Origin of the sequence: Allobosea sp., assembly GCF_035944895.1 — a bacterium.
In the GTDB taxonomy this organism is placed as follows: Bacteria; Pseudomonadota; Alphaproteobacteria; order Rhizobiales; family Beijerinckiaceae; genus Allobosea.
The window spans coordinates 605,201-627,846 of the sequence record NZ_DASZAT010000005.1 but is presented as its reverse complement, the minus strand read 5'-3'; the positions used below and the strand labels follow the sequence as shown (position 1 = coordinate 627,846).

At 66.9% G+C, this 22,646-nt stretch carries 22 protein-coding genes and 1 riboswitch; of the genes, 5 read left to right on the top strand and 17 right to left on the bottom strand.

Annotated elements, in window-relative coordinates; genetic code table 11:
• The first annotated feature begins 36 nt into the window (after positions 1-36).
• On the top strand, positions 37-1,404 hold the full coding sequence (locus VGV58_RS05335) for a condensation domain-containing protein (RefSeq protein WP_326872933.1): 1,368 nt from the start codon (positions 37-39) through the stop codon (positions 1,402-1,404).
• A 124-nt stretch (positions 1,405-1,528) separates the two neighbouring features.
• On the opposite strand, the gene VGV58_RS05330 is transcribed toward VGV58_RS05335, so the two are convergent.
• The 5 genes from VGV58_RS05330 to VGV58_RS05310 all read right to left on the bottom strand — a co-directional run bounded on the left by VGV58_RS05330 (position 1,529) and on the right by VGV58_RS05310 (position 8,420).
• The gene (locus VGV58_RS05330) at positions 1,529-4,504 is read right to left on the bottom strand and encodes a condensation domain-containing protein (protein ID WP_326872932.1); all 2,976 of its coding nucleotides are present in this window, start codon (positions 4,502-4,504) and stop codon (positions 1,529-1,531) included.
• A gap of 52 nt (positions 4,505-4,556) precedes the next feature.
• Positions 4,557-5,390 carry a siderophore-interacting protein gene (locus VGV58_RS05325; protein WP_326872931.1) on the bottom strand — a complete coding sequence of 278 codons (834 nt, stop codon included), beginning with the start codon at positions 5,388-5,390 and terminating at the stop codon, positions 4,557-4,559.
• A 110-nt stretch (positions 5,391-5,500) separates the two neighbouring features.
• Entirely contained in the window at positions 5,501-5,710 is a 210-nt protein-coding gene (gene hemP / locus VGV58_RS05320) for a hemin uptake protein HemP (RefSeq protein WP_326872930.1), read from the bottom strand.
• A gap of 182 nt (positions 5,711-5,892) precedes the next feature.
• Positions 5,893-7,104, bottom strand: a complete 1,212-nt coding sequence (locus VGV58_RS05315) for an MFS transporter (protein ID WP_326872929.1) — start codon at positions 7,102-7,104, stop codon at positions 5,893-5,895.
• Positions 7,101-8,420, bottom strand: a complete 1,320-nt coding sequence (locus tag VGV58_RS05310; protein ID WP_326872928.1) for a tetratricopeptide repeat protein — start codon at positions 8,418-8,420, stop codon at positions 7,101-7,103. The genes VGV58_RS05315 and VGV58_RS05310 overlap by 4 nt, the downstream gene beginning before the upstream one ends.
• 143 nt (positions 8,421-8,563) lie before the next feature.
• Here VGV58_RS05310 and VGV58_RS05305 point away from each other — a divergent pair, with 143 nt between their 5' ends.
• The gene (locus VGV58_RS05305) at positions 8,564-9,346 is read left to right on the top strand and encodes an AraC family transcriptional regulator (protein WP_326872927.1); all 783 of its coding nucleotides are present in this window, start codon (positions 8,564-8,566) and stop codon (positions 9,344-9,346) included.
• Between the two features lie 30 nt (positions 9,347-9,376).
• On the opposite strand, the gene VGV58_RS05300 is transcribed toward VGV58_RS05305, so the two are convergent.
• The 11 genes from VGV58_RS05300 to VGV58_RS05250 form a co-directional block, all read right to left on the bottom strand.
• Positions 9,377-10,033 (bottom strand): class I SAM-dependent methyltransferase, encoded by a 657-nt coding sequence (locus tag VGV58_RS05300; protein WP_326872926.1) that lies wholly within the window; start codon positions 10,031-10,033, stop codon positions 9,377-9,379.
• Positions 10,030-10,809, bottom strand: coding sequence for an ABC transporter ATP-binding protein (locus VGV58_RS05295; RefSeq protein WP_326872925.1), 780 nt, complete (start codon positions 10,807-10,809; stop codon positions 10,030-10,032). Before VGV58_RS05295 ends, VGV58_RS05300 begins: the two co-directional genes overlap by 4 nt.
• A complete protein-coding gene (locus VGV58_RS05290) occupies positions 10,806-11,810 on the bottom strand; it encodes a FecCD family ABC transporter permease (RefSeq protein ID WP_414643909.1) in 1,005 nt (334 codons plus the stop codon). Before VGV58_RS05290 ends, VGV58_RS05295 begins: the two co-directional genes overlap by 4 nt.
• A 35-nt stretch (positions 11,811-11,845) precedes the next feature.
• Complete coding sequence (locus tag VGV58_RS05285) at positions 11,846-12,883, bottom strand: ABC transporter substrate-binding protein (RefSeq protein WP_414643869.1); 1,038 nt, start codon at positions 12,881-12,883, stop codon at positions 11,846-11,848.
• Between the two features lie 207 nt (positions 12,884-13,090).
• A riboswitch (cobalamin riboswitch) is annotated at positions 13,091-13,301 on the bottom strand.
• A 41-nt stretch (positions 13,302-13,342) separates the two neighbouring features.
• Positions 13,343-15,049, bottom strand: a complete 1,707-nt coding sequence (lhpI, locus tag VGV58_RS05280; RefSeq protein WP_326872923.1) for a cis-3-hydroxy-L-proline dehydratase — start codon at positions 15,047-15,049, stop codon at positions 13,343-13,345.
• A gap of 110 nt (positions 15,050-15,159) precedes the next feature.
• Positions 15,160-16,341 (bottom strand): enolase C-terminal domain-like protein, encoded by a 1,182-nt coding sequence (locus VGV58_RS05275; RefSeq protein WP_326872922.1) that lies wholly within the window; start codon positions 16,339-16,341, stop codon positions 15,160-15,162.
• A 9-nt stretch (positions 16,342-16,350) separates the two neighbouring features.
• Positions 16,351-17,625 carry a TRAP transporter large permease gene (locus VGV58_RS05270; RefSeq protein ID WP_326872921.1) on the bottom strand — a complete coding sequence of 425 codons (1,275 nt, stop codon included), beginning with the start codon at positions 17,623-17,625 and terminating at the stop codon, positions 16,351-16,353.
• A 5-nt stretch (positions 17,626-17,630) separates the two neighbouring features.
• Positions 17,631-18,143, bottom strand: coding sequence for a TRAP transporter small permease (locus VGV58_RS05265; protein ID WP_326872920.1), 513 nt, complete (start codon positions 18,141-18,143; stop codon positions 17,631-17,633).
• Between the two features lie 8 nt (positions 18,144-18,151).
• Positions 18,152-19,150, bottom strand: coding sequence for a TRAP transporter substrate-binding protein (locus VGV58_RS05260; RefSeq protein WP_326872919.1), 999 nt, complete (start codon positions 19,148-19,150; stop codon positions 18,152-18,154).
• A gap of 53 nt (positions 19,151-19,203) precedes the next feature.
• Entirely contained in the window at positions 19,204-19,863 is a 660-nt protein-coding gene (locus VGV58_RS05255; protein WP_326872918.1) for a GntR family transcriptional regulator, read from the bottom strand.
• Positions 19,860-20,231 (bottom strand): hypothetical protein, encoded by a 372-nt coding sequence (locus VGV58_RS05250; protein WP_326872917.1) that lies wholly within the window; start codon positions 20,229-20,231, stop codon positions 19,860-19,862. The genes VGV58_RS05255 and VGV58_RS05250 overlap by 4 nt, the downstream gene beginning before the upstream one ends.
• 92 nt (positions 20,232-20,323) lie before the next feature.
• On the opposite strand from VGV58_RS05250, the gene minC reads away from it, so the two are divergent.
• From minC to minE, 3 genes are read left to right on the top strand one after another with little or no spacing between them, the layout of a single operon-like run.
• Positions 20,324-21,073, top strand: coding sequence for a septum site-determining protein MinC (minC, locus tag VGV58_RS05245; RefSeq protein ID WP_326872916.1), 750 nt, complete (start codon positions 20,324-20,326; stop codon positions 21,071-21,073).
• 39 nt (positions 21,074-21,112) lie between these two features.
• The gene (minD, locus tag VGV58_RS05240; RefSeq protein WP_326872915.1) at positions 21,113-21,928 is read left to right on the top strand and encodes a septum site-determining protein MinD; all 816 of its coding nucleotides are present in this window, start codon (positions 21,113-21,115) and stop codon (positions 21,926-21,928) included.
• Positions 21,925-22,188 (top strand): cell division topological specificity factor MinE, encoded by a 264-nt coding sequence (gene minE / locus VGV58_RS05235; RefSeq protein WP_326872914.1) that lies wholly within the window; start codon positions 21,925-21,927, stop codon positions 22,186-22,188. The genes minD and minE overlap by 4 nt, the downstream gene beginning before the upstream one ends.
• A 40-nt stretch (positions 22,189-22,228) precedes the next feature.
• On the opposite strand, the gene VGV58_RS05230 is transcribed toward minE, so the two are convergent.
• Positions 22,229-22,642, bottom strand: a complete 414-nt coding sequence (locus VGV58_RS05230; protein WP_326872913.1) for a (R)-mandelonitrile lyase — start codon at positions 22,640-22,642, stop codon at positions 22,229-22,231.
• Positions 22,643-22,646 lie beyond the last annotated feature (4 nt).

Sequence of the window (22,646 nt, the reverse complement as noted above, 5' to 3'; positions counted from 1 at the left end):
CAGCTCGCCTCCCGCATAGCCGAACAGGAGATTCCCATGTCGCAGGCCGATTCGAGCCGCGCTTTGATGCCGCTCACTTTGCCGCAGCTCGATTTCTGGGAGGAATTCACCTTCCATCCCGACGAGCCGATCGCGACCGTGGCGCATTGCCTCGACATCGACGGCGTGACCGACGAGCAAGCGTTAGTCGCGGCCATCATCCAGACCATTACCGAATCCGACGCGCTCTGCGTGCGCTTCCATGTCGAAGAGAGCCGCGAGACGCCGCTTCAAAGCTGTGATCCGCAACTGCGGCCTGTCCTCCAGCAGATCGACCTCAGAAGCGCCGCCGACCCCGCGCAGGATGCGCAGCTCCGCATGGAAGCGGATGTCGCGGCGCCGCTCGATCTGCGCGGCGACGGCCTTGCGGCGAGCTGGCTCCTGCGCGTCGGCGAGCGGCGCTATCTCTGGTACATCCGCGCCCACCACATCGTCCTCGACGGCTATGGCTTCACGCTGATCGAGCAGCGCTGCGGCCAGCTATATTCGCAGCGCCTTACTGGGTGTGAGACCGGCCCAGCCTTCCACCCCTTCGCCAGCTTCATCGCGGAGGAGGAGGCCTATCGCGCCAGCCGCCGGCATGAGAGCGACCGCGCCTATTGGCGGGACGCGTTCGCCGCGCACGCTCCGCTGCCGGTGCTGCATCGCGGCGACAAGCAGGCCGGCGAAGCGCCGCACGAGGTCTATGGCACCCTGCCGGCGAATGTGAGCGCCGGCCTGCTCCGGCTCTCGCAGGAAACCGGCATCGGCTGGCCCGACCTGCTGGTGCTGCTCTCCGGGCTCTATCTGTCGCGCAGCCTGCCACGGCAACGGATCGACGGGCGCGAGATCCTGCCCTTCTGGCTGCCCTTCATGAGCCGCTGGGGCAGCCTTGCCGCCCACACGCCCGCCATGGTCGTCAACATCCTGCCCTTCCATCTTTCCTTCGGACCGGAGGAGAGCCTCGAAGACGTCCTGCGCGAGAACGCCGCCACGCTGAGGGGCCAGCGTCGCCATGGCCGCTACCGGATCGAACAGATCGCCATGGATAACGGCATGCCCGCAGGCAGCCGCTATTTCTTCTCGCCATTGATCAATGTGCTGCCGTTCAGCGCGCCAAGCTTCCATGGCTGCAAGGTGACGCGCGAGATCATGGGCAGCGGCCAGGGCGAGGGCATCGACCTCACCTTCCGCGGCGAGGACGATGGCAGCGAGCTGTCATTTGCGATGTCGGCCGACCCGGCCATGTTCGCCCGGGAGCCGTTCGAGCGGCATGGCGAGGCGTTGCCGGCCTTTCTCGCGCGCTCGCTCGCACCCGAGGCACTGGCTCTTCCGGTCGCAGAGCTTCTGGTGGAGCAGCAAGAGGATGCGCTCAGCCTGGTGTGAGCCGGCAGCGCAGCGCCTTCAGGGGATAGGGCAGGCCCTCATCCCTGCCCTTCTCCCACACGGGAGAAGGGTTCCCAGCGCCCTTCATCAGCCGCTTGAATCAACCTGATAAAGCCGAGGTGGCTCACCCCTCCGGCAGATGCGCGCCCAGCTCGGCCAGCGTCACCTGCGCCCCGCCAGCCCGGCCCATCAGCGTGAAGACAGCGCTGGTCGTCGCCGTGATCTTCTCGACCTCCTGCGGCCCGTAATGCTCGGAGCGATAGCTCATCAGCACGCGGATCGAGCGCTCGCCAGCAAGGTCCGCCTCTTCCATCACCTCGAAATGCAGGCCGAGCATGGATTCGTGCCGCTCGGGATCGACCTGCCGGAAGGCGATGCTGCGGCCGTCCGGCTGCACCAGCTCGCCGTTCAGCTTGTTCTTGGCGTGGATCTGGATGAAGACCTCGAAGAGATGGTCGCGGCCGGGTGTCATGCCGAGCGCCTCCTCGACCAGGTCGATCGGGATCTCGCTCGCCGGCATCGACTCGTTGACCACATTCCTGACCAGACCGACCAGCCCGCCAAGGCTCATCGTCTCGTCGAAGCGGATGCGATGGGCGACGACGGTGGTGAAGTAGCCGACCGTGTCGAAGAAGGCGGCCTCGCTACGGCCTGAGGCCGAGGTGCCGACCACCAGCTCCGGCAGAGAGCCGAGCTGGCGCAACGACGCGGCGATGCCGGCATAGACCACGTTGAACAGCGAGGCGCTGCTCTGTCGGGCGAGGGCATAGAGGCCTTCCGTTGCATCCCGGTCGAGCTTGAATTCGACCCAGCCGCCAGCGGCCGACGCCTCCTCGCTGACCGGTTCCGCGCGGTCCTGGCGCCGAAGGATCGGCTGCGGCTGCGGCGCCCCGCGCAGCATGTTCGTCCAGTAGCCGAGATGCGCCTGGTCGACGCCGGCGGCGGCCTGGAGTCGGGCGAATTCGTGGAAAGGTGCCGGCGCATCAGACCAGACCGGCATGCCGCCGGCCGCGCGCACGCGGTAGCAATAGGCGATCTCGTCCATCATCAGGTTGACCGACCATTCGTCGAGCACGACGTGATGGAACAGGAAGGACAGTACCTGCCGGCCCGTTGCGGGGTCGATCAGGAAACGCAGGCGGAAGGGCAATTCCTTCGCCAGGTCGAAATGATGCAGCGCCTCGTCATGACGAGCGACGCCCACGCTTTCGGCGCTCGTCCAGAACCATTTGTATTGCGACAGCTCGGCCGCCGGCACGACCTGCTGGATCACTTCGTCACCCTCGCGCCGGAACAGGCTGCGCAGGCCGGGGTGACGTTCGAGGATATCGGTGAAGGCGCGCCCGTAGAGCGCTTCGTCGACCGGCTCGAGGAAGTCCAGCGCGAAGGGCAGGTTGAAGATCTCATTGAAGCCGAAGGCGGCATAGGCCTTCCACAGCGAGGCCTGCGCCAGCGACAGCGGCGCACTCGGCGCCTCCTCGATCTGCGCGGCTCGCGACGGCTCCGGGCTCGTCTCGCCAGTGCGTCGTGCCTTGAGCGCGAGCGCCGCGGCGGTCGGATAGCTGAACAGGTCGTTGAAGTGCAGCTCGATACCGTGCTGGCTGAGCAGGCGGCCGATGATGCGCGTCGCGATCAGCGAGTGGCCGCCATGATCGAAGAAATCATCGTCCGGCCCCAGCTCCGGCGCGTTGAGGGCGGCGCGGAACTCGGCGAGGATGAGGGCGGTCACCGCATCGGCGGCTGGCTCCTCGGCTGCGATCGCGCTGCCCCCTTGCAGCTTGTCGGCTGCCATGGCCGGAGAGACGCCCGGCAAGGCGACCTCCCCTTCCTTCAACCAGGCCAGGAAGCGCTCCAGCAGGACGGGACCGATCTCCCGCGAAAGCCCCTGCCCCGCGACAAGTTCGATCGCGACGCCGCCCTGCTTGCTGCGTCCGACCGAGAACGCCAGATCGGGGCGGGTCTCCAGGGTCGGCAGCGGCAGCCGCTCGATTGATACGCCCGGCATCTGCAAGCTGCCCGCGGGGTCGCCGAGCCGGCTGACGAACAGGATCGGCCGCTCGCCCCTGCCGATGCGTCGCGTCGCCGACACCGGAACACCCGCCGCCCGGCCGAGCCCGCCCCGGATAGCGGAGGCGATCGCTTCCGCCGCAGCCTGTCCGTCCACCGTCAAGAGGAGAGCGTCTCCACCTGTAACGGATGACGGGGGATCGCCGATCTGGGCGGCCTGCCCGCTCGGAATCACGAGGTCGATCTCGCGCTTGCCGGACAAAGCGGAGAGATAGTGGGCGAACAGCGCGGCGAGATAAGCGAGAATCGCCTGATCCGATGCGTCCGGCGCGAGACCGTTCAGGGCCTGCAGCCCGATCGTGGTGCCATATCGACCGGCCAATGCCTGCTCGGATCGTGCGGCACGGAGATTGCCGAAATCGACGATCTCCGAAGCTACGATTCCGCGACGCATCCAGCCCGGCAGCATCGCCGAGGCGTCGCCCGCCGCAAGCAGCGGCGTGCCGGGAGCACATGCTGCGAAGGGCGCGGGCGGTATCGGCTCATCGGCATAAGCGTTGCCCAGCGCCCGCAGAAGCTCGGCAGCCGGGTATGCGGCGTCGAGGACGCGGTGCAGGACCAGCGCGAGAAGCGTCTCCTGCGGGCAGCTGATCACGAGCGCCTCGAAAGGCGGCTCGCCATCGCTGTCCCAACTCGCTGCCTGCCGATCGAGGATCGCAGCGACAGCCTGCTCCGGCGTCTCGACCCGGATCAGGCTGACGATACGGCCTTGTTCTCCGGCGAAGCGCTTGTGCAGCTCGCCGTCCTCGCTGAAGCGGAAGCGGGCGTTCAGGCCGGGCCAGGCGCGCCCGACATCACGGATCGCTCCGACGAGGCGCGCCAGATCGGGCGCGCCGGTCAGCCGGCAGGCCACGACATGCTTGAGCACCGCTTCGGGAGCCTGCTGCTGGGCGAGCCAGACATGCTCCTCGTATTCGGTCGGGGCCGGCGTCGCCGGCTCGTTTCGGGTCGCCCTCCCCGAGAGCGTCTGCAAGGCGGCGTCGAGACGCCGCTGCTCGGCGTGTGTCAGCACATGGTCGAAGTCGGCAGCCATTGCTGGTCTCCTCTCGCTTCGGCAGATGTCGTTGTATGGCGGGTCGGCCGCCTCACTCGTCGAAATTGTCGTGGACGGCGACGGCGCCGCGGCGCCAGTAGCCATGGGCGCGGACCCATTTGCGATTGGCGCCGCGCTCATCGACGAGGACGCTGCGCAGCTGCTTGGCGGCACTGGATTCGCAGGCGAGCCAGGCGAAGTAGTCGCCAACCGGGAATGCCTGAGTGCGCAAGGCGGCAAGCAGTGCTGTACCCGCTTCCGCGCCCGCAGCCCGATGAACCCAGATCACCTCGATGCCGGCCGGGCGATGCAATGGCAGCTCTTCGCTCGCTCCACCAGCCTCGATCAGGGCAAGAGCCCGGCTGCCCTGCGGCAGCTCCTCCAGACGCCGCGCCAGAGCGGGCAGCCCGGTCTCGTCGGCGACGAGCAGGTGCCAGTCGAAATCGAAGGGAACGATGAAGGAGCCGCGCGGACCGGCGATCCAGGCGGAATCGCCCGGTTTGACCTGCGCCGCCCAGTTGCTGGCCGGACCTTCATGCAGCAGAGCGAAGTCGATATCGAGCTCACCCGCCTGCGGATCATGCCGCCGCGGGGTGAAGTCTCGCGCCAGCGGCCGCGGGCCGCTTTCGGGGAAGGCCAATCCGTCCGGGCCGACGATCGGCAGAACCGGGTTCATCTCGCCAGGCGCTGCGAAGAACATCTTCACATGGTCGTCGAAGCCGAGGCTGGTAAAGCCCTCGAGCTCAGGGCCGCCCAGTGTCACCCGTCGCATCGACGGGCTGAGATCGGTCACGCGCAGGACGTCGAGGCGCCGCAGCGCCACCTTGTGGCGCTGGCGCTTCGGCAGGCGCCCGTCCGGCACGCCTGTTTCAGTGGCGCTGGTCATGGTTTCGATCCCTTGCGGTTGCCGGCCCGTCCGCGGCATGGCCGGATCGAGCCGTCGCGGCCGCACGAGGCGGCCATCTGATCTGCGGCGATGCGCCCCGAGGGCGGCCGTCACTTGGTCAGGATCAGCTTCCCCTGCCGCGTGATCCTGAGGCGATAGAGCTCGCCATGATGCTCGATGCCGATCTCCGTCTCGCCCTTGAAGACCGTGGCACTGCCGACGGTCCGTGTCGGCCGCATCGCCACAGGGCGAGGCAGACCGCGGGCGCGATCGCGGCATCCAGAGCCGATCGAGACCGGCAGGAGAGACTGGCTGTTCATGGGAAAAGGCTCGGAACGATAAGCTGCGGCGAATACGCGAGCAGCTTAATCGAGATCAAAAATCCAAGCAATTACAATAGTTTATATGTATAATCGTTCAAAACTCCGGATAAGGCCGGGCAAGTAGCGCCTCATCCGCGGTCGCCATGCCCGCCTCGACCAGGCGGGCCGGCTCGACAGCGCTAGGCCGTTGCGCGACGCCCGGCGGCAAGCGCCAGGATCGCGACGAGCAGGGGCGCGAAGGACAGCATCAGCACCATGTTCCAGCCGAAGGCGGAGAGCAGGCCTCCGGAGAGGAAGGAGCCCACCGCCATCGTGCCGAACACCGCGAAATCGTTGAAGGATTGCACGCGCGCCTTCTCCTCCGGGCGATGGCATTCCAGCACCATGGCCGAGGCGCCGACGAAGCCGAAATTCCAGCCCAGGCCGAGCAGGATCAGCGACGCCCAGAAATGCGTGACGTCGATACCGAACAAGCCGACTGTCGAGGCCGCGCCGGTCAGGGCGAGACCGGCGGCGACGACCTTCGCCGAGCCGAAGCGCGTGATCAGGCGCCCGGTCCAGAAGCTTGGCCCATACATGGCGATGACATGCCATTGCAGCCCGAGATTGGCCGATTCCTGGGAGAGCCCGCAGAGCTTCATCGCCAGCGGTGCCGCCGTCATCAGGAAGTTCATCAAGAGGTAGGAGACGACCCCGCAGATCACCGCGAGGATGAAGCGGGGCTGACGCACGATCACGCCGAGGGGCCGGCCGCCGCCGCCCTGTTCCGCTGCGGTCGGCATCGGCAGCTTGACGCCGAGCAGGATGAGGGCAGAGAGCGCCGCGACAGCCGCCTGGCCGATATAGGTGGCAGCGAAGAGATAAGGCGGCCACAGATTCATCGTAAGCGTCACCAATTGCGCGCCGATGACCCCAGCGAAGACGCCGCCCGCCATCACCGCCGACAAGGCGCGCGGGCGTCGCTCCGGCGCGGCACAATCGGTCGCGGCGAAGCGGAAGGACAGGACGACCGCGGCATAGACGCCGGCGCAGAAGGTGGCGAGGCAGAACAGCCAGAACGATTGAACGAGCATGGCGAGGCTTGCCAGCACACCGGCGAGGACACCGCTGCCGGTGCCTAGCATGAACACCCTGCCGCGGCCGTAGCGCTGCGCGATGGCGCCGGCCGGCAGCGTGCAGAGCGCCATTCCGACGACGAAGATCGAGACCGGCAATGTCGCGAGCGCCTTGCTGGGCGCCAGCATGTCGCCGACGATCGCGCCCGTGGCGAAAACGACGGTGGCATTGGCGCCGGCGAGGGCCTGGCAGATCGCCAGCCGCAGGACATTGCTGCGTTCCTGCCGAAGCGAAATCGCCGCCTCGGCGTCCGGAAGAGTGGATATCGTGGTCATGCGGCGAGTTGGGCTTTCCAGGCGATGTCACGCGGCGAAGGTCGGCGATGCAAGCGCTTATCGAGCAGGTCCCGCGCTTTGACCACCTCACCGTTGCGCATCAGGGCGAGCAAAAGCGTGTCCTCGAAGATTTCCCTTTGAGCGCCGCTGCCACCGATCCGGGCCACCTCGCCGGCCAGGGGTTCGAGGATGCGGACGCAACCGGCATAGTCACTCTGCGCGAATGCGAGTGCCGCCCGGCAGATCGCCGGAACGACGGGGCCGGCCACGAGCGTGCCGACTTCGACAAGGCTGGTCAGCGCGTCGATACGCTCTACAGCCGCGCGCTTGTTGCCGGTTGCCGCATCCGCCAGGCCGAGATGGGCATCGACGAAGGCCAAGCCTGGCTTGGCGAACCTGGTTTGGGCGTAGGACCTGGCGCGCTCCCACATCCCGGCCGGCACCTCATGGCCGTAGGCCTGCAGGCGCCAGAGCAGCGAGACCGCATCCGTCATGATGTTGATCGGTGCGCCCAGTGAAACCGATGGCTGGACGTGCTGCTCGTAGATCGCAATCGCCCGGGCGGAATCGCCGCGCTCAAGCGCCGACAACGCCTCGTGCCAGGCGATGTGGCCGTGGAGGATGCCGGAGCGGTCATAGCTCGGCAGCCAGCCGCCGACGAAAGCCTCCGCCTCGTCGGCCGCCCCGTCCTCGAACATCGCATGGGACAGGGCGTGCGCCCCGTTGGCATTGGCCGGGCGTAGCTCGACGGCCCGCTGCGCAAGGTCGCGTCCGAGCCTGACCGCGCCATTCTCGGCATGGGACCAGCCGCGATAGGTCAGGAACCACCAGTCATCCGCAGAAAAGCTCCGGGCGTAGCGCTCGCAGAGATCGACCCGGGCCTGATCGTGTCCCCTCATCCCGGAGAAAGCGAAAAGGCCGAAGGCCCCCAGTGGCAGCGAGAGGATGATGACGTCGCGTGGCCAGCTCTCCGCATGCTTGAGCGCCGCATCGAGTGCCTTGGCGCCTTGCCCCGCGATCGCGAGAGCAAGCGTTGCAACATGGCTGCGCTCGCGCGCGGTTCCGTTGAGCTCGACGATCCTCGATGCCAGGGCGATGCGAGCGGCAGCCTCCACGGGCTGAGCGCGCACGGCCAGCGCACGTGCCAGTGCGGCATGAGCCAGCGCGAAGTCCGGATCCGCCTCGATCGCCTGCTGCAGGGCTTCGATCGCACCCGGCCATGCGGAGAGCAGCAGATCGACACCTTCGCGATAAAGGCGTGCAGCCTCCGGAGAACCGGTCGAGACCGGCAAGCCACGACGATCGGTATCAGGCATCGGCAAGGTCCCCTCGCAGACGAACCGGTTGCGGCAAGCGCATCGCGCCTCGCCTGCCATTCCCATCGCCTATCAGAAAGCCCGCTGACCTTCTTTCGATGCTTTGCCAAAAAATATAGAATATCAGACAAAACGGGGATGCCATGAGCTGGTCGATCATCACTACCCCGCCGGATGCCTTGCCGCCGCGACCGATGACCATGCGGGCGCAATCGATTCCGCCCCGGCATCATTTCCTGGAGCACGCCCATGACTGGCATCAGCTGGTCTACGCGATCGACGGGGTGCTGACCGTCTCCACGGTCGGACAGACCTTCACCACCTCGCCCGATCAGGCGGCCTGGCTGCCGAGAGGTGTGTCACATCGCGTGGGATCGCTGCTCGGCGCGGAATTCCGGAGCCTCTGGATCGCGACCGAAGCCGGAAGCGGCCTGCCGCTCGCGCCGACGGTGCTGGCGGTGTCGCCGCTGCTCAAGGCCCTGATCGTCGAAGCCGCGGCGATCGAGGGGCAGGACGACAGCGACGGCTATGGCAGCCGGGTGGTGACCCTCATCCTCGACCAGTTGCGGCGGGCCCCGACCTTGCCAACAGCCCTGCCTTGGCCACGCGACGGCCGCCTCGCCGCACTCTGCGAGGCGCTCTATCTGGACCCGGCCGACGAGCGCAGTGCCGATGACTGGGCCCGGGAACTCGGCCTGTCGAGCCGGACCCTGACGCGGCGGTTCGAGGCCGAGATCGGTGCGCCGCTGCGTTCATGGAAGCGCCGCTTGCGTCTGTTCCGGGCGATTGAATTGCTCAGTGGCGGGATGTCGGTGACGCAGACCGCGATGGAGCTGGGATACGGCTCGGCCTCGGCCTTCATCTTCGCGTTCAAGGCGGAGATGGGCGCAAGCCCGCATGCCTATGCTCGCCAGGCGGGAAAATAGCCTGGTGCGCGAGGTCGCCCATGGCGAGCATCAGCCCTTCTTCGCCGTCAGCACGAACATCGGCACGTCGCCGGGATAGGGCGAGGCCGGGAACAGGTGTTGCCAGCTCTGCGCCGGACCGAAACCAGTTTCGGTCAGCATCACCCTCGCATCCTCCTCCGTCAGCCCGTCATGGCGCGGCAGGCTGGCGGCGAGCATCTCGGGATAGGTCGAGCGATATTGCGCGGCGGTCGACCATAGACCGTCGGAGACGAGCACGAGCCCACCGGAGCGCAAGATAAGGTGTGCCTTGCGCAGAGCCGCCATCGGATCAGGCAGCGTCCAGAGCACATTGCGCAGTGTCACGATGTCGGCGGTATCTGGCGCGAACGATGCGTCCTCGATCAGGTCTTGCTCGAAGGCGACGTCGAGCCCGGAGGCCTCGGCCGCCTGCCGGGCCACGGCGAGCATGCCCTCCGAGCCGTCGCAGGCTCGCACGCGATGTCCGAGCGATGCTGCGATCAGCGCACAGGCGCCAGTGCCGGTGCCAAGGTCGACGACGTCCTTCGCGCCGTCCGCTTCGAAGGCGGCCGCGAGGACATCCCGCCAGAGCGAAGCCTGCGCGATATGGGAGGCGACGCCGTCAAATGCTGGCGCGCGCCGGGTCCAGTAGTCGGAAACCTCTGCCTGCGCCTCAGCGGGCTTCATGACTGCCTCCGTTCCGGTTCGATCAGATATTCGATATGACGGCGTCCCGACGCTCCCTCGCGGATCGAGACCGCGACGCCGAAAATGCGCTGGATCGCCTCGGTCGTGAGGACCTCGCCCGGCGCCCCCGCAGCCTGCAATCGCCCCTCGTGCAGCAATGCGATCTCGTCGCAGAACATCGCCGCGAGGTTGAGATCGTGCAGCGCCATGATGCAGGTGATGCCGAGACGGCGGACCAGGCCGAGGATCGAGAGCTGGTGCTGGATGTCGAGATGATTGGTCGGCTCGTCCAGGATGAGCTCGCTCGGCTTCTGCGCCAGCGCGCGGGCGATATGGACCCGCTGGCGCTCTCCCCCCGAAAGCGTGTGCCAGAGCTGGTCATGCCGCTCGGTGAGCCCGACCCGCGCCAGCGCCTCGTTCACGGCCGCCTCGTCGGCATCGTTCCAGGATGCCAGCGCGGCGCGATGCGGCGTGCGGCCGAGCCGGACGACGTCGCAGACCGAAAGCTGGATCTCGGTCGTCGCCTGCTGCTCGACGAAGGCGAGACGCCGGGCGAGCTCGCGCCGTGGCACGGCGGCAATGTCACGGTCATCCAACGTGACCACCCCGCTCGCGACATTGCGCAGGCGACAGAGCAGGCGCAGCAGGCTCGACTTGCCGGAGCCGTTCGGGCCGATCAGGCCGAGCACCCGGCCGGGCGCCGCCTGCAGCGTCACCCCGTCGACGATCATCCGGCCGGCGGCGCCCCAGCGCACTTCACGCGTCGCGAGCGTCATACGGCACGCCTCGCGCGATAAAGGATCAGCGCGAAGACCGGCGCGCCGAACAGCGCCGTCACCACGCCAATCGGCAGGATCTGCTGCGGGATCAGCACGCGCGACAGGATGTCGGCGAGGATCATGAAGATCGCCCCAATGACGAGGCAGGCCGGCAGCAGGCGGGCATGGCCGGAACCGACGAGGAAGCGGGCGGCATGGGGAATGATCAAACCGACGAAGCCGACCGTGCCGACGATCGAGACCATCACCGCGGTCATCACGGCCGTAGTGGCGAAGAGTACGACCTTCACTCGCGTCACCGCGACGCCGAGCGAGGCGGCGGCATCGACACCGAAGGCGAAGGCGTCAAGTGCCTTGGCGTGCAGCATGCAGATGCCGAAGCCAATGAAGGCGACCGGTGCGGCGATCCAGAGATCGGGCCAGCGCACGCCGCCAAAATTGCCGAGCAGCCAGAACATCACACCGCGCGCCTGCTCGGCGCTGGCCATCGTCGTCACGATGGTCGCGGTCGCCGCATTGAAGAGCTGCGAGGTCGCGACGCCGGCGAGGATGACGCGATCGCTCGCCCCGCCCGCCCCCGTCGCCAGCAGCGCGACGACGGCGAGCGCAGCGCAGGAGCCGATGAAGGCTCCGGCCGAGACGCTCAGCGCCGTGCCGGCGATGCCGACGCCGAGGATCAGCACGGCGACGGCGCCGGTCGAGGCGCCGGCAGAGATGCCGAGGACGTACGGCTCCGCCAGCGGGTTGCGCAGCAGCGCCTGCAGAATCGCGCCCGAGAGCGCGAGCGCTCCGCCGCACAAGCCCGCCATCAGCGCCCGGCTCAGGCGGTAATCGAAGATCACGCCCTGCTGGATCGCGCTGACCGGAAAATCGAGATCGAACAGCCCGTTGCCGAGCGCCCGCAGCGCCGTATCGAACGGGATGCGCATCTCGCCGATCGTCACCGCCAGCGCCACCGAGACGGTGAGCGCGACGAACGACGCCAGCGCGATGCCGATCCGCGCCGGCCAGTTCGGGCCGTGGGCAGCGTGGCTCAAGGGGCGAGGCCGAAGCCGGAGATCGCCTTAGCGAGCGCCTCGATTCCGTCGACCGTGTCGAGCCCGGCGCGGGTGGCGCCGACATCCATGATGACGATGCGCTGGTTCTTCACCGCATCGAGCTTGCTGGCGACCGGGTCGGTCTTGAGGAAATCGAGCTTCTTCTCGATGTCGTCGGCCGGGAAGCGGCGGCGATCCATCTTCACGGTGACGATCACCGCGGGGTTGGCGGCGGCGATGCTCTCCCAGCCAACCAGCGGCCATTCCTCATTGGTGGTGATGATGTTGCGGGCGCCGAGCTTCGACAGGATATAGGCCGGCACGCCGTTCTTGCCGGCCATGAAGCCGTCGCCCTTGATATCCCGGCTGGAGAACCAGACCACGACCGGCACATCCCTGGCCTTGAGGCTGGCGACGGCCTGGACAGCCTTGTCCTCGCGCGCCTTCAACTCGGCGACGAGGGCTTCGGCTCGGTCGGAAACGTCGAAGATCTGCCCGAACTCGCGGATGTTGCGATAGACCAGCTCCATCGTGAACATCTGGGTGCGCACGCCGTCGCCGGCGCCGGAATTGTCCTTGCCGACGCAATCTGTCGGCGAGACGTAAGTGGGCACCTTGACCTTGGCGAACTGGTCGCGCTTGCCGACGATGCCGTTCGGCCCGACATGCCATTCGAACATCGCGGTGACGAGGTCGGGCTCCTCGGCGAGCACCGCCTCGAAGCTCGGATCATTGTCGGCGAGGCGCTTCACCTTGGCGTTGACGGCCTCATAGGGCTTGGCGACCGGCGAGAACCAGACCGCCGTACCGACGACGCGATCGCCAAGGCCGAGCGCGTAGAGGATCTCGGTCTGGGTCTGACCGATCGCGACGACGCGCTTGGGCGGGGCCGCAAAGGTCACGCTCTCCCTGCAATTCTCAAGGGTCAGCGGATATTGTGTCGGAGCCGCCAGAGCGGCACCCGCGATCACGGTGCCGAAGAGTGCCGCGACGGACGCTTTCAGCAGGCGGGCGAGAAGACGGGTAGCCGGCAAGGGACAAGCCTCAAATGTAACAATGTTGCATTTCTGATAGGATGGGCTGCACGCAGCCGTCAAGCTCTGCGCGACGGCGCGGACGGTCTTCGTGAACATGGGTCTCATCGCTCCCCGAGATGGCAGGCGGGGAATTGCGCAGGGGCGTGGATGGATGGAGGGCATCGCCGCCATCGACACACAGCTCCGGAACACCCCGTCCGAAAGACGTCTTCGACGACCGGGGCAGGTCTCCTGGCTCGCGGGTCAGTGCCGCTTCCGCCCGGCCTTCCCGGCGCTGTCGGCGCCAGTGGACGATGGACGGAGAGCTCGCCGCTTACAGTTGCGGGGGCAGCCTCGGCTTTGGCGCAAGTGCGCCTCACCGAATTCCCTCTTAGCTCCGGATGCAATCCGGAGAACCTCGATCGCGGCCACCCTATAAGGCCGTGCCGCACCGTCAAGCCCGCCGACAGCGAAGGCTCAGGCCAGCCAGGTGGGGAGCCGCGTCGGAGCTGCACCCGTCAACGCCGCGTCAACGCAGTCGTCGAGCGTCCCCAGCCTGATGGCGCAACCGGAGAGTCCCGGCCCGTAGTGGGCGTATTTTCCGGAGTTGGTCAGGACCACCTTCGCCTCCTCCGGAAAGACCGGACGGGTGATCGAGCACCAGCAGAGATCGGGGATGATCTCGACGCCGCTTTGCCGGAGCTTCGCCAGCGTGCCGTCGGCCTGCGCCGCAGCGATCACCTCCCGCCCCGCCGTAATGATGACGGAAAGCGTCGCGGCGACAGGACAACCGCCCAGCCGCGTAGCGAACGCCCGGCATTCGTCGAGCGAAGCGTGCGGGCTGCCGATGGCAACGAGATCAACGTCCGAGGGCCCCTCGCTCAGCTTGCGCCAGCCGACGGCAAGGTGCTCGCGCGTGATGACGACTTCGTCCTCGGGGACGCCGCCGAGACCGTCCGCTTCCGGCGTGATGCCCTCGATATGGAGCATCGCCGCCGCCGAGGTCGTGCCAAAGGCGGCACAGAGCGCCTTGAGATCGTCTCGCGTCGGCTGCGTCTTTGCCAGGCCCCTGATCAATGGAATCCGGTCGGGCGAGGCCAGGCCCGTAAGATAACCGACCAGCGGCCAGGCGGCCGAGTCGGCACCTTCCGGCAATTCCACCTTGACCCCTCGCCTCGCCCGCCTCCCCTCGTCGAGGAAGGCGCCGGCGCGCGGCGCGCGGCCGGTGACGGCGATGCAGAAATCGAGAAAGTCCGGATGCTTGGCGGTGCGGGCGCCGAGCACGGAATTGGCGAAGATCACCGCATTCGATTCCGACCAGCCGATCGCCTCGCCAAAACCCGGTGGCTCAGGCAGGGCATAGGGCGCGCAAGTGAAGCTCGCCTGGCAGCCCATGCGGACATAAGCGTCGGCAAGGCGCGCCGCCGGCTCGCCGAACTCGGGCGCGACGCCCTGGCGGCGCCAGTTCGCATGGTCGACGGAGATCGCGTTCATCGTCGTCGGGATGCGGACGCGTGCGCCAAGCTCCTCCATCTTCTCGGCGAAGACCAGATTGGCCGGGCCGGCATAGATGCAGCCATCGACATGCGCCCGCGTCACATCGAGGAGCTCGGTTGCCCCTTGCTGGCTCGCCATGGCGACGAGGATGCGCATTGCCTGCTGGGCGGCGATCCCGTCCTTGCCATCGAGCATGCTTCGGTCGGCAGGGGACAATCGCAGCCCGGCATCCGCTGCGGCGGCGAGAGGGATGCGTACCCGCCCGTCATCAGCCGACACGCCATCCGGCGTAATCGTCGCGTGCCGTGCAGAGGAGAGGATGGCGAAAGCCGCTTCGGACAGGCGGATGACCGGGATGCGGCGCCCGAACATCTCGGAGGCGACGATCGCGCCGAGCGTCAGCGTGTCCTCGGGGCCTGCGAAGACCAGTGCGGCGGGATTCCTGCCGGAGAGGGCCAGCTCCAGCAGCACGCCGGAGCCTGAGCAGGAGCCCCGGCTGGTCGGCATCAGCACCACTGCGCCGGCGAGCAAGGCGCCATGGGCGGGATGGTGCACGTCGATCACCATCCCCGTCGCCGGATCGACGCCGCCCCAGAAGCTCAGAGGCTCACCGAGGGCGACGATCGGGCCGGTGGCGGATCCGGAAGCGACCGTGATGCCTTGGTCATGTCCCGAGGTAGAGTTCATAGCGCCGATCGACGAAGCCAGATGCGGGATGGGGTGGAGCCCAAAGCCTCTCCCCACGCAGGTGATATCATCGAATCGAAGGCGCGAAAGTGTGCAAACTCCGCGGGGCCTTAGAGCTTGAACACCTCCCGTGCCGTCTCATGGGCGCGGATATAGTCCCAGTCATAGGTCACGCCGAGGCCGGGCCCGGTCGGGACCGGGAAGCAGCCATCCTTGCCGACGCCGTCGAGCTGGTCGCTGTAGCCGCAGGCATAGACCGGCGGCACCGCGTTCGGGCAATCCGGTCCGACCAGCGCCAGCTCGTAAAAATTGGTGTTGCGGGTCGCCGCCATGCAGTGGCGATGGGCCGGGCCGCAGGCATGGATCTCGACATCGACGCCGAAGGCCTCGGCGAGATGGGCGATCTTCATCGCGCCGGTGATGCCGAGATCGTATTCGGGATCGGAGCGCAGCGCGTCGGTGCCGCCATTGATCAGGAAATCGGCCTTGGGCTCGAAGCCACGCAGATATTCGGTCTGCAGGATCGGCGTCTTCAGCATCTCGCGCAGCTTCTTGTGGGCGAAGGCCGAGACGCCGCAATCGCGCATCGGGTCCTCGTACCAGAAGTAGTTGCCCTCGTCGCAGGCGCGCCCGACATAGAGCGCGTCGGCGAAGGTCCTGAGCTCATTGGCGGGGTCGAGCATCAGGGTCATGCGGTCGCCGACCGCTTTCGCGACATGCAGGACGTTGGCGGCCTCCTCGCGCGCATCGCCATCATGCCAGCCATGGACCTTGAAGGCGCGGTAGCCGAGATCGTAGCAGGCCTCGGCGAAGTCGACGAAGGCCTCCTTGCTGTCGAGCCCGCCATTGCGGTCGCCGTGATAGGTCGAGGCATAGGTCTTGAGCTTGCTGCGGAAACCGCCGAGCAGTTGCGAGACCGAGGCGCCGAAGCGTTTCCCCGCGAGATCCCAGAGCGCGATGTCGATCGGGCCGATGCCCATGCCGTCATGCTGGCGCAGCTCCCGCTTCATGTCGTTCCAGATCTCCTCGCGGTGATCCGGGTTGCGGCCGAGGATGTTGGGCGCGAGCGAGAGCGTCTGCGCCATGGTGGCGCGGGTGCCGCCCCAGTGCATGACATATTGTCCCTCGGCGCCGTCCTCGCTACGGATGACGACGGCGAACTTGGTCAGCTCCAGCTCGGAATTGGGCTTGTAGCCGATATTGTAGATGGCGCGGGCGTTCTCGGCCGAGCGGCCGATATTCCTCGCCTTGAACGAGAACTCGACGATCTCGACTTCGCTGATCCTGGTCATGGATGTCCCTCAGAAGCCGGCCACATGCGGCAGCCAGAGGCTGAGCGCGGGCACATAGGTGATGATGGCAAGCGCGACGAGCAGCGCGATCAGGAAGGGCCAGAGCTCGCGGAAGAGCGGCCCGAGCCGGACTTTCGTAATTGCCATGGCGACGAAGCAGAGCACGCCGACCGGCGGGTGGACCTGGCCGATGACGAGATTGACCAGCAGCACGATGCCGAAATGCACGAGATCGATCTGCAGCGACATCAGCAGCGGCAGCAGGATCGGCACCAGGATGATCATGATCGCGATCGTCTCCATGAACATGCCGGCGATCAGCAGGGCGATGTTCAGGATCAGCAGCACGACCAGCGGATCGGTCGAGATCGAGCTCATATAGCTGGTGACGAGCTGCGGCGTCTGGCCGACCGCGAGGATCCAGCTGAAGGGCGAGGCCGCCGCGACGATGGCGAGGATAACCGCCGTCTCGCGCGCCGTGCCGACCAGGATCGCGGGCAGGTCGGCGAGCCTGATCGAGCGGTAGACGAACATGCCGACGACCAGCGAATAGGCGGCGGCGACGCCGGCGATCTCGGTCGCGGTGAACAGTCCGGCGCGGAAGCCGACGATGATCAGAACCGGCATCAGCAGCGCGAGCGAAGCGTATTTGAACTCCTTCCAGAGATTGCCGAGCGAGAAGGCGCCGGCCGGCTTGAAGTCGCGCTTCAGCGCCAGGATCGCGATCGTCGCCATGATGCAGCCGGCCATGACGAGGCCGGGTACGATGCCGGCGACGAAGAGCTTGCCGAGCGAGATATTGGCCTGCCAGGCATAGACCACCATCAGGATCGACGGCGGGATGATCGGGCCGAGCGTGCCGGCGATGGCCGAGAGCGCCGCACCGAAGGCGCGCGGATAGCCCATCTTCTCGAGCTGCGGCACGAAGACCCGCGCCGCGGCGGCGGTGTCCGCCACCGACGAGCCGGAGATGCCGGAGAGGAAGACCTCACCGACGACGAGCGTATGGGCCGGGCCGCCGCGGATATGGCCGACCAGCGCCTTGGTGAAACTGAACAGGCGCTCGGAGATGCCCGACGCGTTCATCAGCGATCCCGCGAGCGTGAACAGTGGGATCGCCAGCAGCGGGAAGGACTGCACGCCGGCGACGATGCGCTGCGCCGCCACGGTGAGCGGGATGCCTTCCATCGAGATCGCGAGCAGGGCCGAGCCCGCCATGGCGATCCAGATCGGCGTGCCGACGACGAGCAGGACGGCGAAGGTGAGGAGAAGCGTGGTCACCATGGCCGTCACTCGCGCGTGGTGATGTCCGACCAGAGCACGCCGGTGACGCCCTCGTCGATCAGGTTGCGCAGGAGATGCAGCAGCGAGAGCACGCTGCCGATGAAGAGCGGCGCGATCGCCCAGCCGGCGGAGATACCGAGCATCGGCGTCAGGTTGGGCAGCTCGCGCTGGAGATAGCGCCAGGAGAAGAAGGTCAGCGTTCCCAGCACGACCGCCGTGGCCGTGAAGGCGAGCAGGCCGAAGGCGAAGCAGAGCCAGCGCGGCGCGAACAGCACGATCACGTCGATGATGATGTGGGTGCGGGCATGGAAGGCGTTGGCGATGCCCAGGAAGATCATCCAGCCGAACAGGATGAGGATGAGTTCCTCCGACCAGGTCAGCGGATCGCTCAGCACATAGCGGAAGACCACAGCGGCGCAGACCAGCAGGGCGATGGTGCCGTGCAGCACGGCGAGGGCGAAGTTCTCCACGCGGCTCGACCAGTCGTCGAGCCGCCGGATCAGGGTGAGGCCGGTCATTGCTGGGACTAGCGCTTGCGCTGCGTCTCGATCGCGGCGAGCACGCGGTCGAGATGGGCCTTGCCCCAGCGCCCTTCCATCGCGGTCGCGACGACCTTGGACTTGGCGGCGAAGGCGTCCCGGTCAACGTCCTCGATGATCTTGGAACGGCCGGACTTGCGGATGTCCTCCAGCATCGAAGCCTCGCGCTTCTGCTGGAGATAGGTGTTCATCGCCGAGGCACGGGCAGCTTCCGCGAACAGCACCTCGCGATGCTCGGGCTTCAGCCTGGCAAGGCTGTCCTTGTTGATGACGATCATGTTGTTCTGGAGCATGTGCTTGGTCATCGCGACGAAGCCCTGCACCTCGTAGAACTTGCGCGAGAAGATCGTCGGGATCGGGTTCTCCTGGCCGTCGACCGTCTTCTGCTGGAGCGCGGTATAGACCTCGCCGAAGGGCACCGGCGTCGGGGCGGCGCTGTAGGCCTTGATCATCTCGACCCAGACCGGGCTCTCCGGCACGCGGATCTTCAGCCCGTGCATGTCCTCGGGCTTCTTCACGGCGCGGTCGAGCGTCGTCATGTTGCGCCAGCCCCAGTACCAGATGCGGGTCACCGGCACGATGTTGTGCTTATCGCGCAGCTCGTCGAACACGGGATCGAAGGCGTCGGAGCGAATGATCGCCTCGGCCTCGCCCCAGTCCTTCCAGAGGAAGGGGGCGCTCGGGATCTCCAGCGCCGGCACCAGCGAGGAGGCCGCCGCCATCGAGGGGGCTGAGAGGTCGAGCGCGCCTTCCTTGACCTGCTTGAAGAGATCGACCTCCTTGCCGAGCTGCTCGGCCGGGAAGACGTTGATGGTGACGGCGCCCCCCGTGCCCTTCTTCACCCGGTCGGCGAATTCCTGGAAGAGCTCGCCGGCGATCTCGGCGGTGGTGTTGGCGTGGCCGAAGCGCAGGGTCTGCGCCTGCGCCGCGCCCGCGATGAAGCTGCCGGCGATCAAGGCCGCGGCGGCGATGCGTCTTAGGATCATGCTTGTCCTCCCTGATGGTGAACCGGGTCGTTTTCGACCTCGGGGCAGTCCGGCTATTTGATCAGCCGCTCGTAGGATCCTTCGAGATGCAGGCGCATGGCCTGGCTTGCGGCATCGGGATCACCGGCTTCGAGCGCGTCGACGATGCGGAAATGTTCCTGATGGGTCAGGCCGACATCCTGCTCGCGCGTCAGATAGAGCCGCGAGATGTGCAGGTGGAAGCGCAGGTCGTCATAGCTCTTGAGCGCGACCTGGTTGCCGGCGGCCTGCAGGATGATGCGGTGGAAACGGTCGTCCCCCTCGGTGAAGCCGCGATGGCTGCGGTACTCCCGCGAAGGCTCGCCCGCCATCATGGCCGCGACCTCGCCGCGCAATGTCTGGATCACGTCCGGACCAGGCCGGCGCCGCGCTGCTTCGGCCGCAGCCCAAGGCTCGATCACGCCGCGAAAATTGTAGACGTCCTCGTAATAGCGCCGGTCGGGCAGCGGCGCCGTGGCGAAGCCGATGAAGGGCTCGGCCTTGACCAGCCCCTCCGCCACGAGCCGGGCCAGCGCCTCGCGAATCGGCGTCGAGGAGACCTGCAGCTCGCGCGCCAGCCCGTCGACATTGAGCTTTTCGCCCGGCGCATGGGCCTGGTCGAGGATGCGCTCCTTGATCGCCTCGTAGACCTGGTCGCCGAGCACGACCCGCTCGATCTTGCGCGCACCGCTCAATGCTTTTCATCCTGCATCTTGGATCGTGCATGATTTTGAAATGAACTCTCATGTGAGTCAATCCGTTCGGTGGCGGGCAGCACAGCCGCGGATCGGTCGCTCGCCCGAGCAGTTGAGCTGACCAGGTCGCACGATTCGGTCAGCTCAGACCTCGCCGGGACCCATCGTCCGGGATGCGCGGACACAGGGCAAAACGCAGCATTCACAACAGCCATCGGCCCTTTCGGGGAATGGAGCGCCGCAGCAGCGCTCATGCGGCAACAAATGCTTCCACAACAGCTCGCCTCGCCGCCCACAGCTTCGCGCTCCGGCGCAGGAGATTTTGTATTTATTTGATAATAAACGCTTTTTTGGATCTTGCTCAGCATCTGGCGAGGCATTCCCTCCGGAAAGCGCCCCAGGAATTTACCGCTCGTTAACCATTCGATTCCTACATCTGGGGAACCGAAAATTTACCAAGATGACCGCCGTGTTAACCCAACCCCGGCCGATCCGCCTCAAGGGGCGCTCCTATCTCGCGTTGACGCTGACACCCGAGCTGCCCTTCGAGGACTGGCTGGTGCGGCTCGACGATCTCGCCGGCCGCTCCGCCGGCTTCTTCCTGCGGCGGCCGGTCGTGCTGGACGTCGAAGGGCTGGAAATCGACCGCGCGCAGCTGCGCGACCTCGTCGGCAAGCTCGGCACCCGCAATGTCCGGATCATGGGGATCGAGGGCGCTCGCCCCTCCATGCTCGGCGCCGACCTCCCGCCAGCCATGTCGGGCGGCAAGGCGACCGGCGACATCGAGGAACCTGCGGCCGCGCCGGTCAACGAGACCCCTGCCCCTGCTGCCGTCGAGAGCGTGGCCGACATGCCCGCAGCGCCGCTGCCAACCACCGGCGTGCCGGCCTCGCTGGTCGTGACCCAGCCAGTCCGGTCCGGGCAATCCATCTTCACCGAGGGCGACATCACCATCCTCGGCTCGGTCGCCTCCGGTGCCGAGGTCATCGCCGGCGGCTCTATCCATATCTACGGCACGCTGCGCGGCCGGGCGATGGCCGGCACGCTCGGCAACGCCACAGCGCGCATCTTCTGCCGCAAGCTGGAGGCCGAGATGGTCGCCATCGACGGCTTCTACAAGACGGCCGAGGAGCTCGAACCCGGCCTGCGCGGCAAGCCCGCCCAATTCTGGCTGGAAGGTGAGACCTTCACCGCCGGATCAATGGCTTAAATCGACAGACGGCGCGTTCCCAGGAACTAGGAGAGGTCAATGGGCAAGGTCATCGTGGTCACATCGGGCAAGGGTGGCGTCGGCAAGACGACATCGTCCGCCGCCCTGGGCGCGGCTTTGGCACAAGGCGGCGACAAGGTCGTGGTCGTCGACTTCGATGTCGGCCTGCGCAATCTCGACCTCGTCATGGGCGCCGAGCGCCGCGTGGTCTACGACCTCGTCAACGTCATCCAGGGCGAAGCCAAGCTGACGCAGGCGCTGATCCGCGACAAACGCGTCGAGACGCTCTACCTGCTGCCGGCCTCGCAGACGCGCGACAAGGACAACCTCACCACCGAGGGCGTCGAAAAGGTCATCGGCGCGCTGAAGACCCATTTCGACTGGGTGATCTGCGACAGCCCGGCCGGCATCGAGCGTGGCGCCACCCTCGCCATGCGCCATGCCGACGTCGCGATCGTCGTGACCAACCCGGAAGTCTCCTCGGTGCGCGATTCCGACCGCATCATCGGCCTGCTCGACTCGAAGACGCTGAAGGCCGAGAACGGCGAGCGCATGGAGAAGCACCTGCTGCTCACCCGCTACGACCCGGCCCGGGCCGAGCGCGGCGACATGCTGAAGGTCGACGACGTCCTGGAAATCCTGTCGATCCCGCTGCTCGGCATCATCCCCGAGAGCATGGACGTGCTGCGCGCCTCCAATATCGGTTCGCCCGTCACGCTGGCCGATGAGCGCAGCGCCCCTGCGCTGGCTTATTTCGACGCGGTGCGCCGGCTCAAGGGCGAGAGCCTCCCCGTCACCATCCCCGGCGAGAAGCGCGGCTTCTTCGGCAAGTTCTTCGGAAGGAAAGCGGCATGAACCTGCGTCGTCTCTTCTTCCGCACCCAATCGGCCCCCGCCGCACGCGAGCGCCTTCAGGTCCTGCTCGCCCATGAGCGCCTGTCTTCCGATGGCTCCGACCTCGTGACCAAGCTGCGCGACGAGATCCTGCAGGTGATCGCCAGGCATGTGCAGGTCGACAACGACAAGGTCACCGTCCGCATGGAACGCGGCGCCCAGGTCTCGACGCTTGCCGTCGATATCGAGATCCCGTTCGACGCGGGCAAGAAGGCGGCCTGAGGGCCGCCTTTTCCTTTCATATTCAAGGCCTTTGCCGGCCTCACATCACCGCCGGGCCGCGGCCGTCATATTCGGTGTCGGTGACCTTCTCCAGCCAGTCGACGACCTTGCCGTCCTTGGTCTCCTGAACGGCGATATGCGTCATCGCCGTCTCCGGCCCGGCGCCGTGCCAGTGCTTCTCGCCCGGCGGAAACCAGACGACATCGCCCGGCCTGATCTCCTCGACCGGCCCGCCCCAGCGCTGCACCCGGCCGAAGCCGGCCGTGACGATCAAGGTCTGGCCCAGCGGATGAGTGTGCCAGGCTGTGCGCGCGCCCGGCTCGAAGGTGACGCTGGCGCCCTGCACACGCTCGGGTGCATGCGGGTTGAACAGCGGATCGATACGGACGGTGCCGCTGAACCAGTCGCCAGGCCCTTTCGCCGATGGCCGTGTTCCGGCGCGGATGATCTCCATGGGC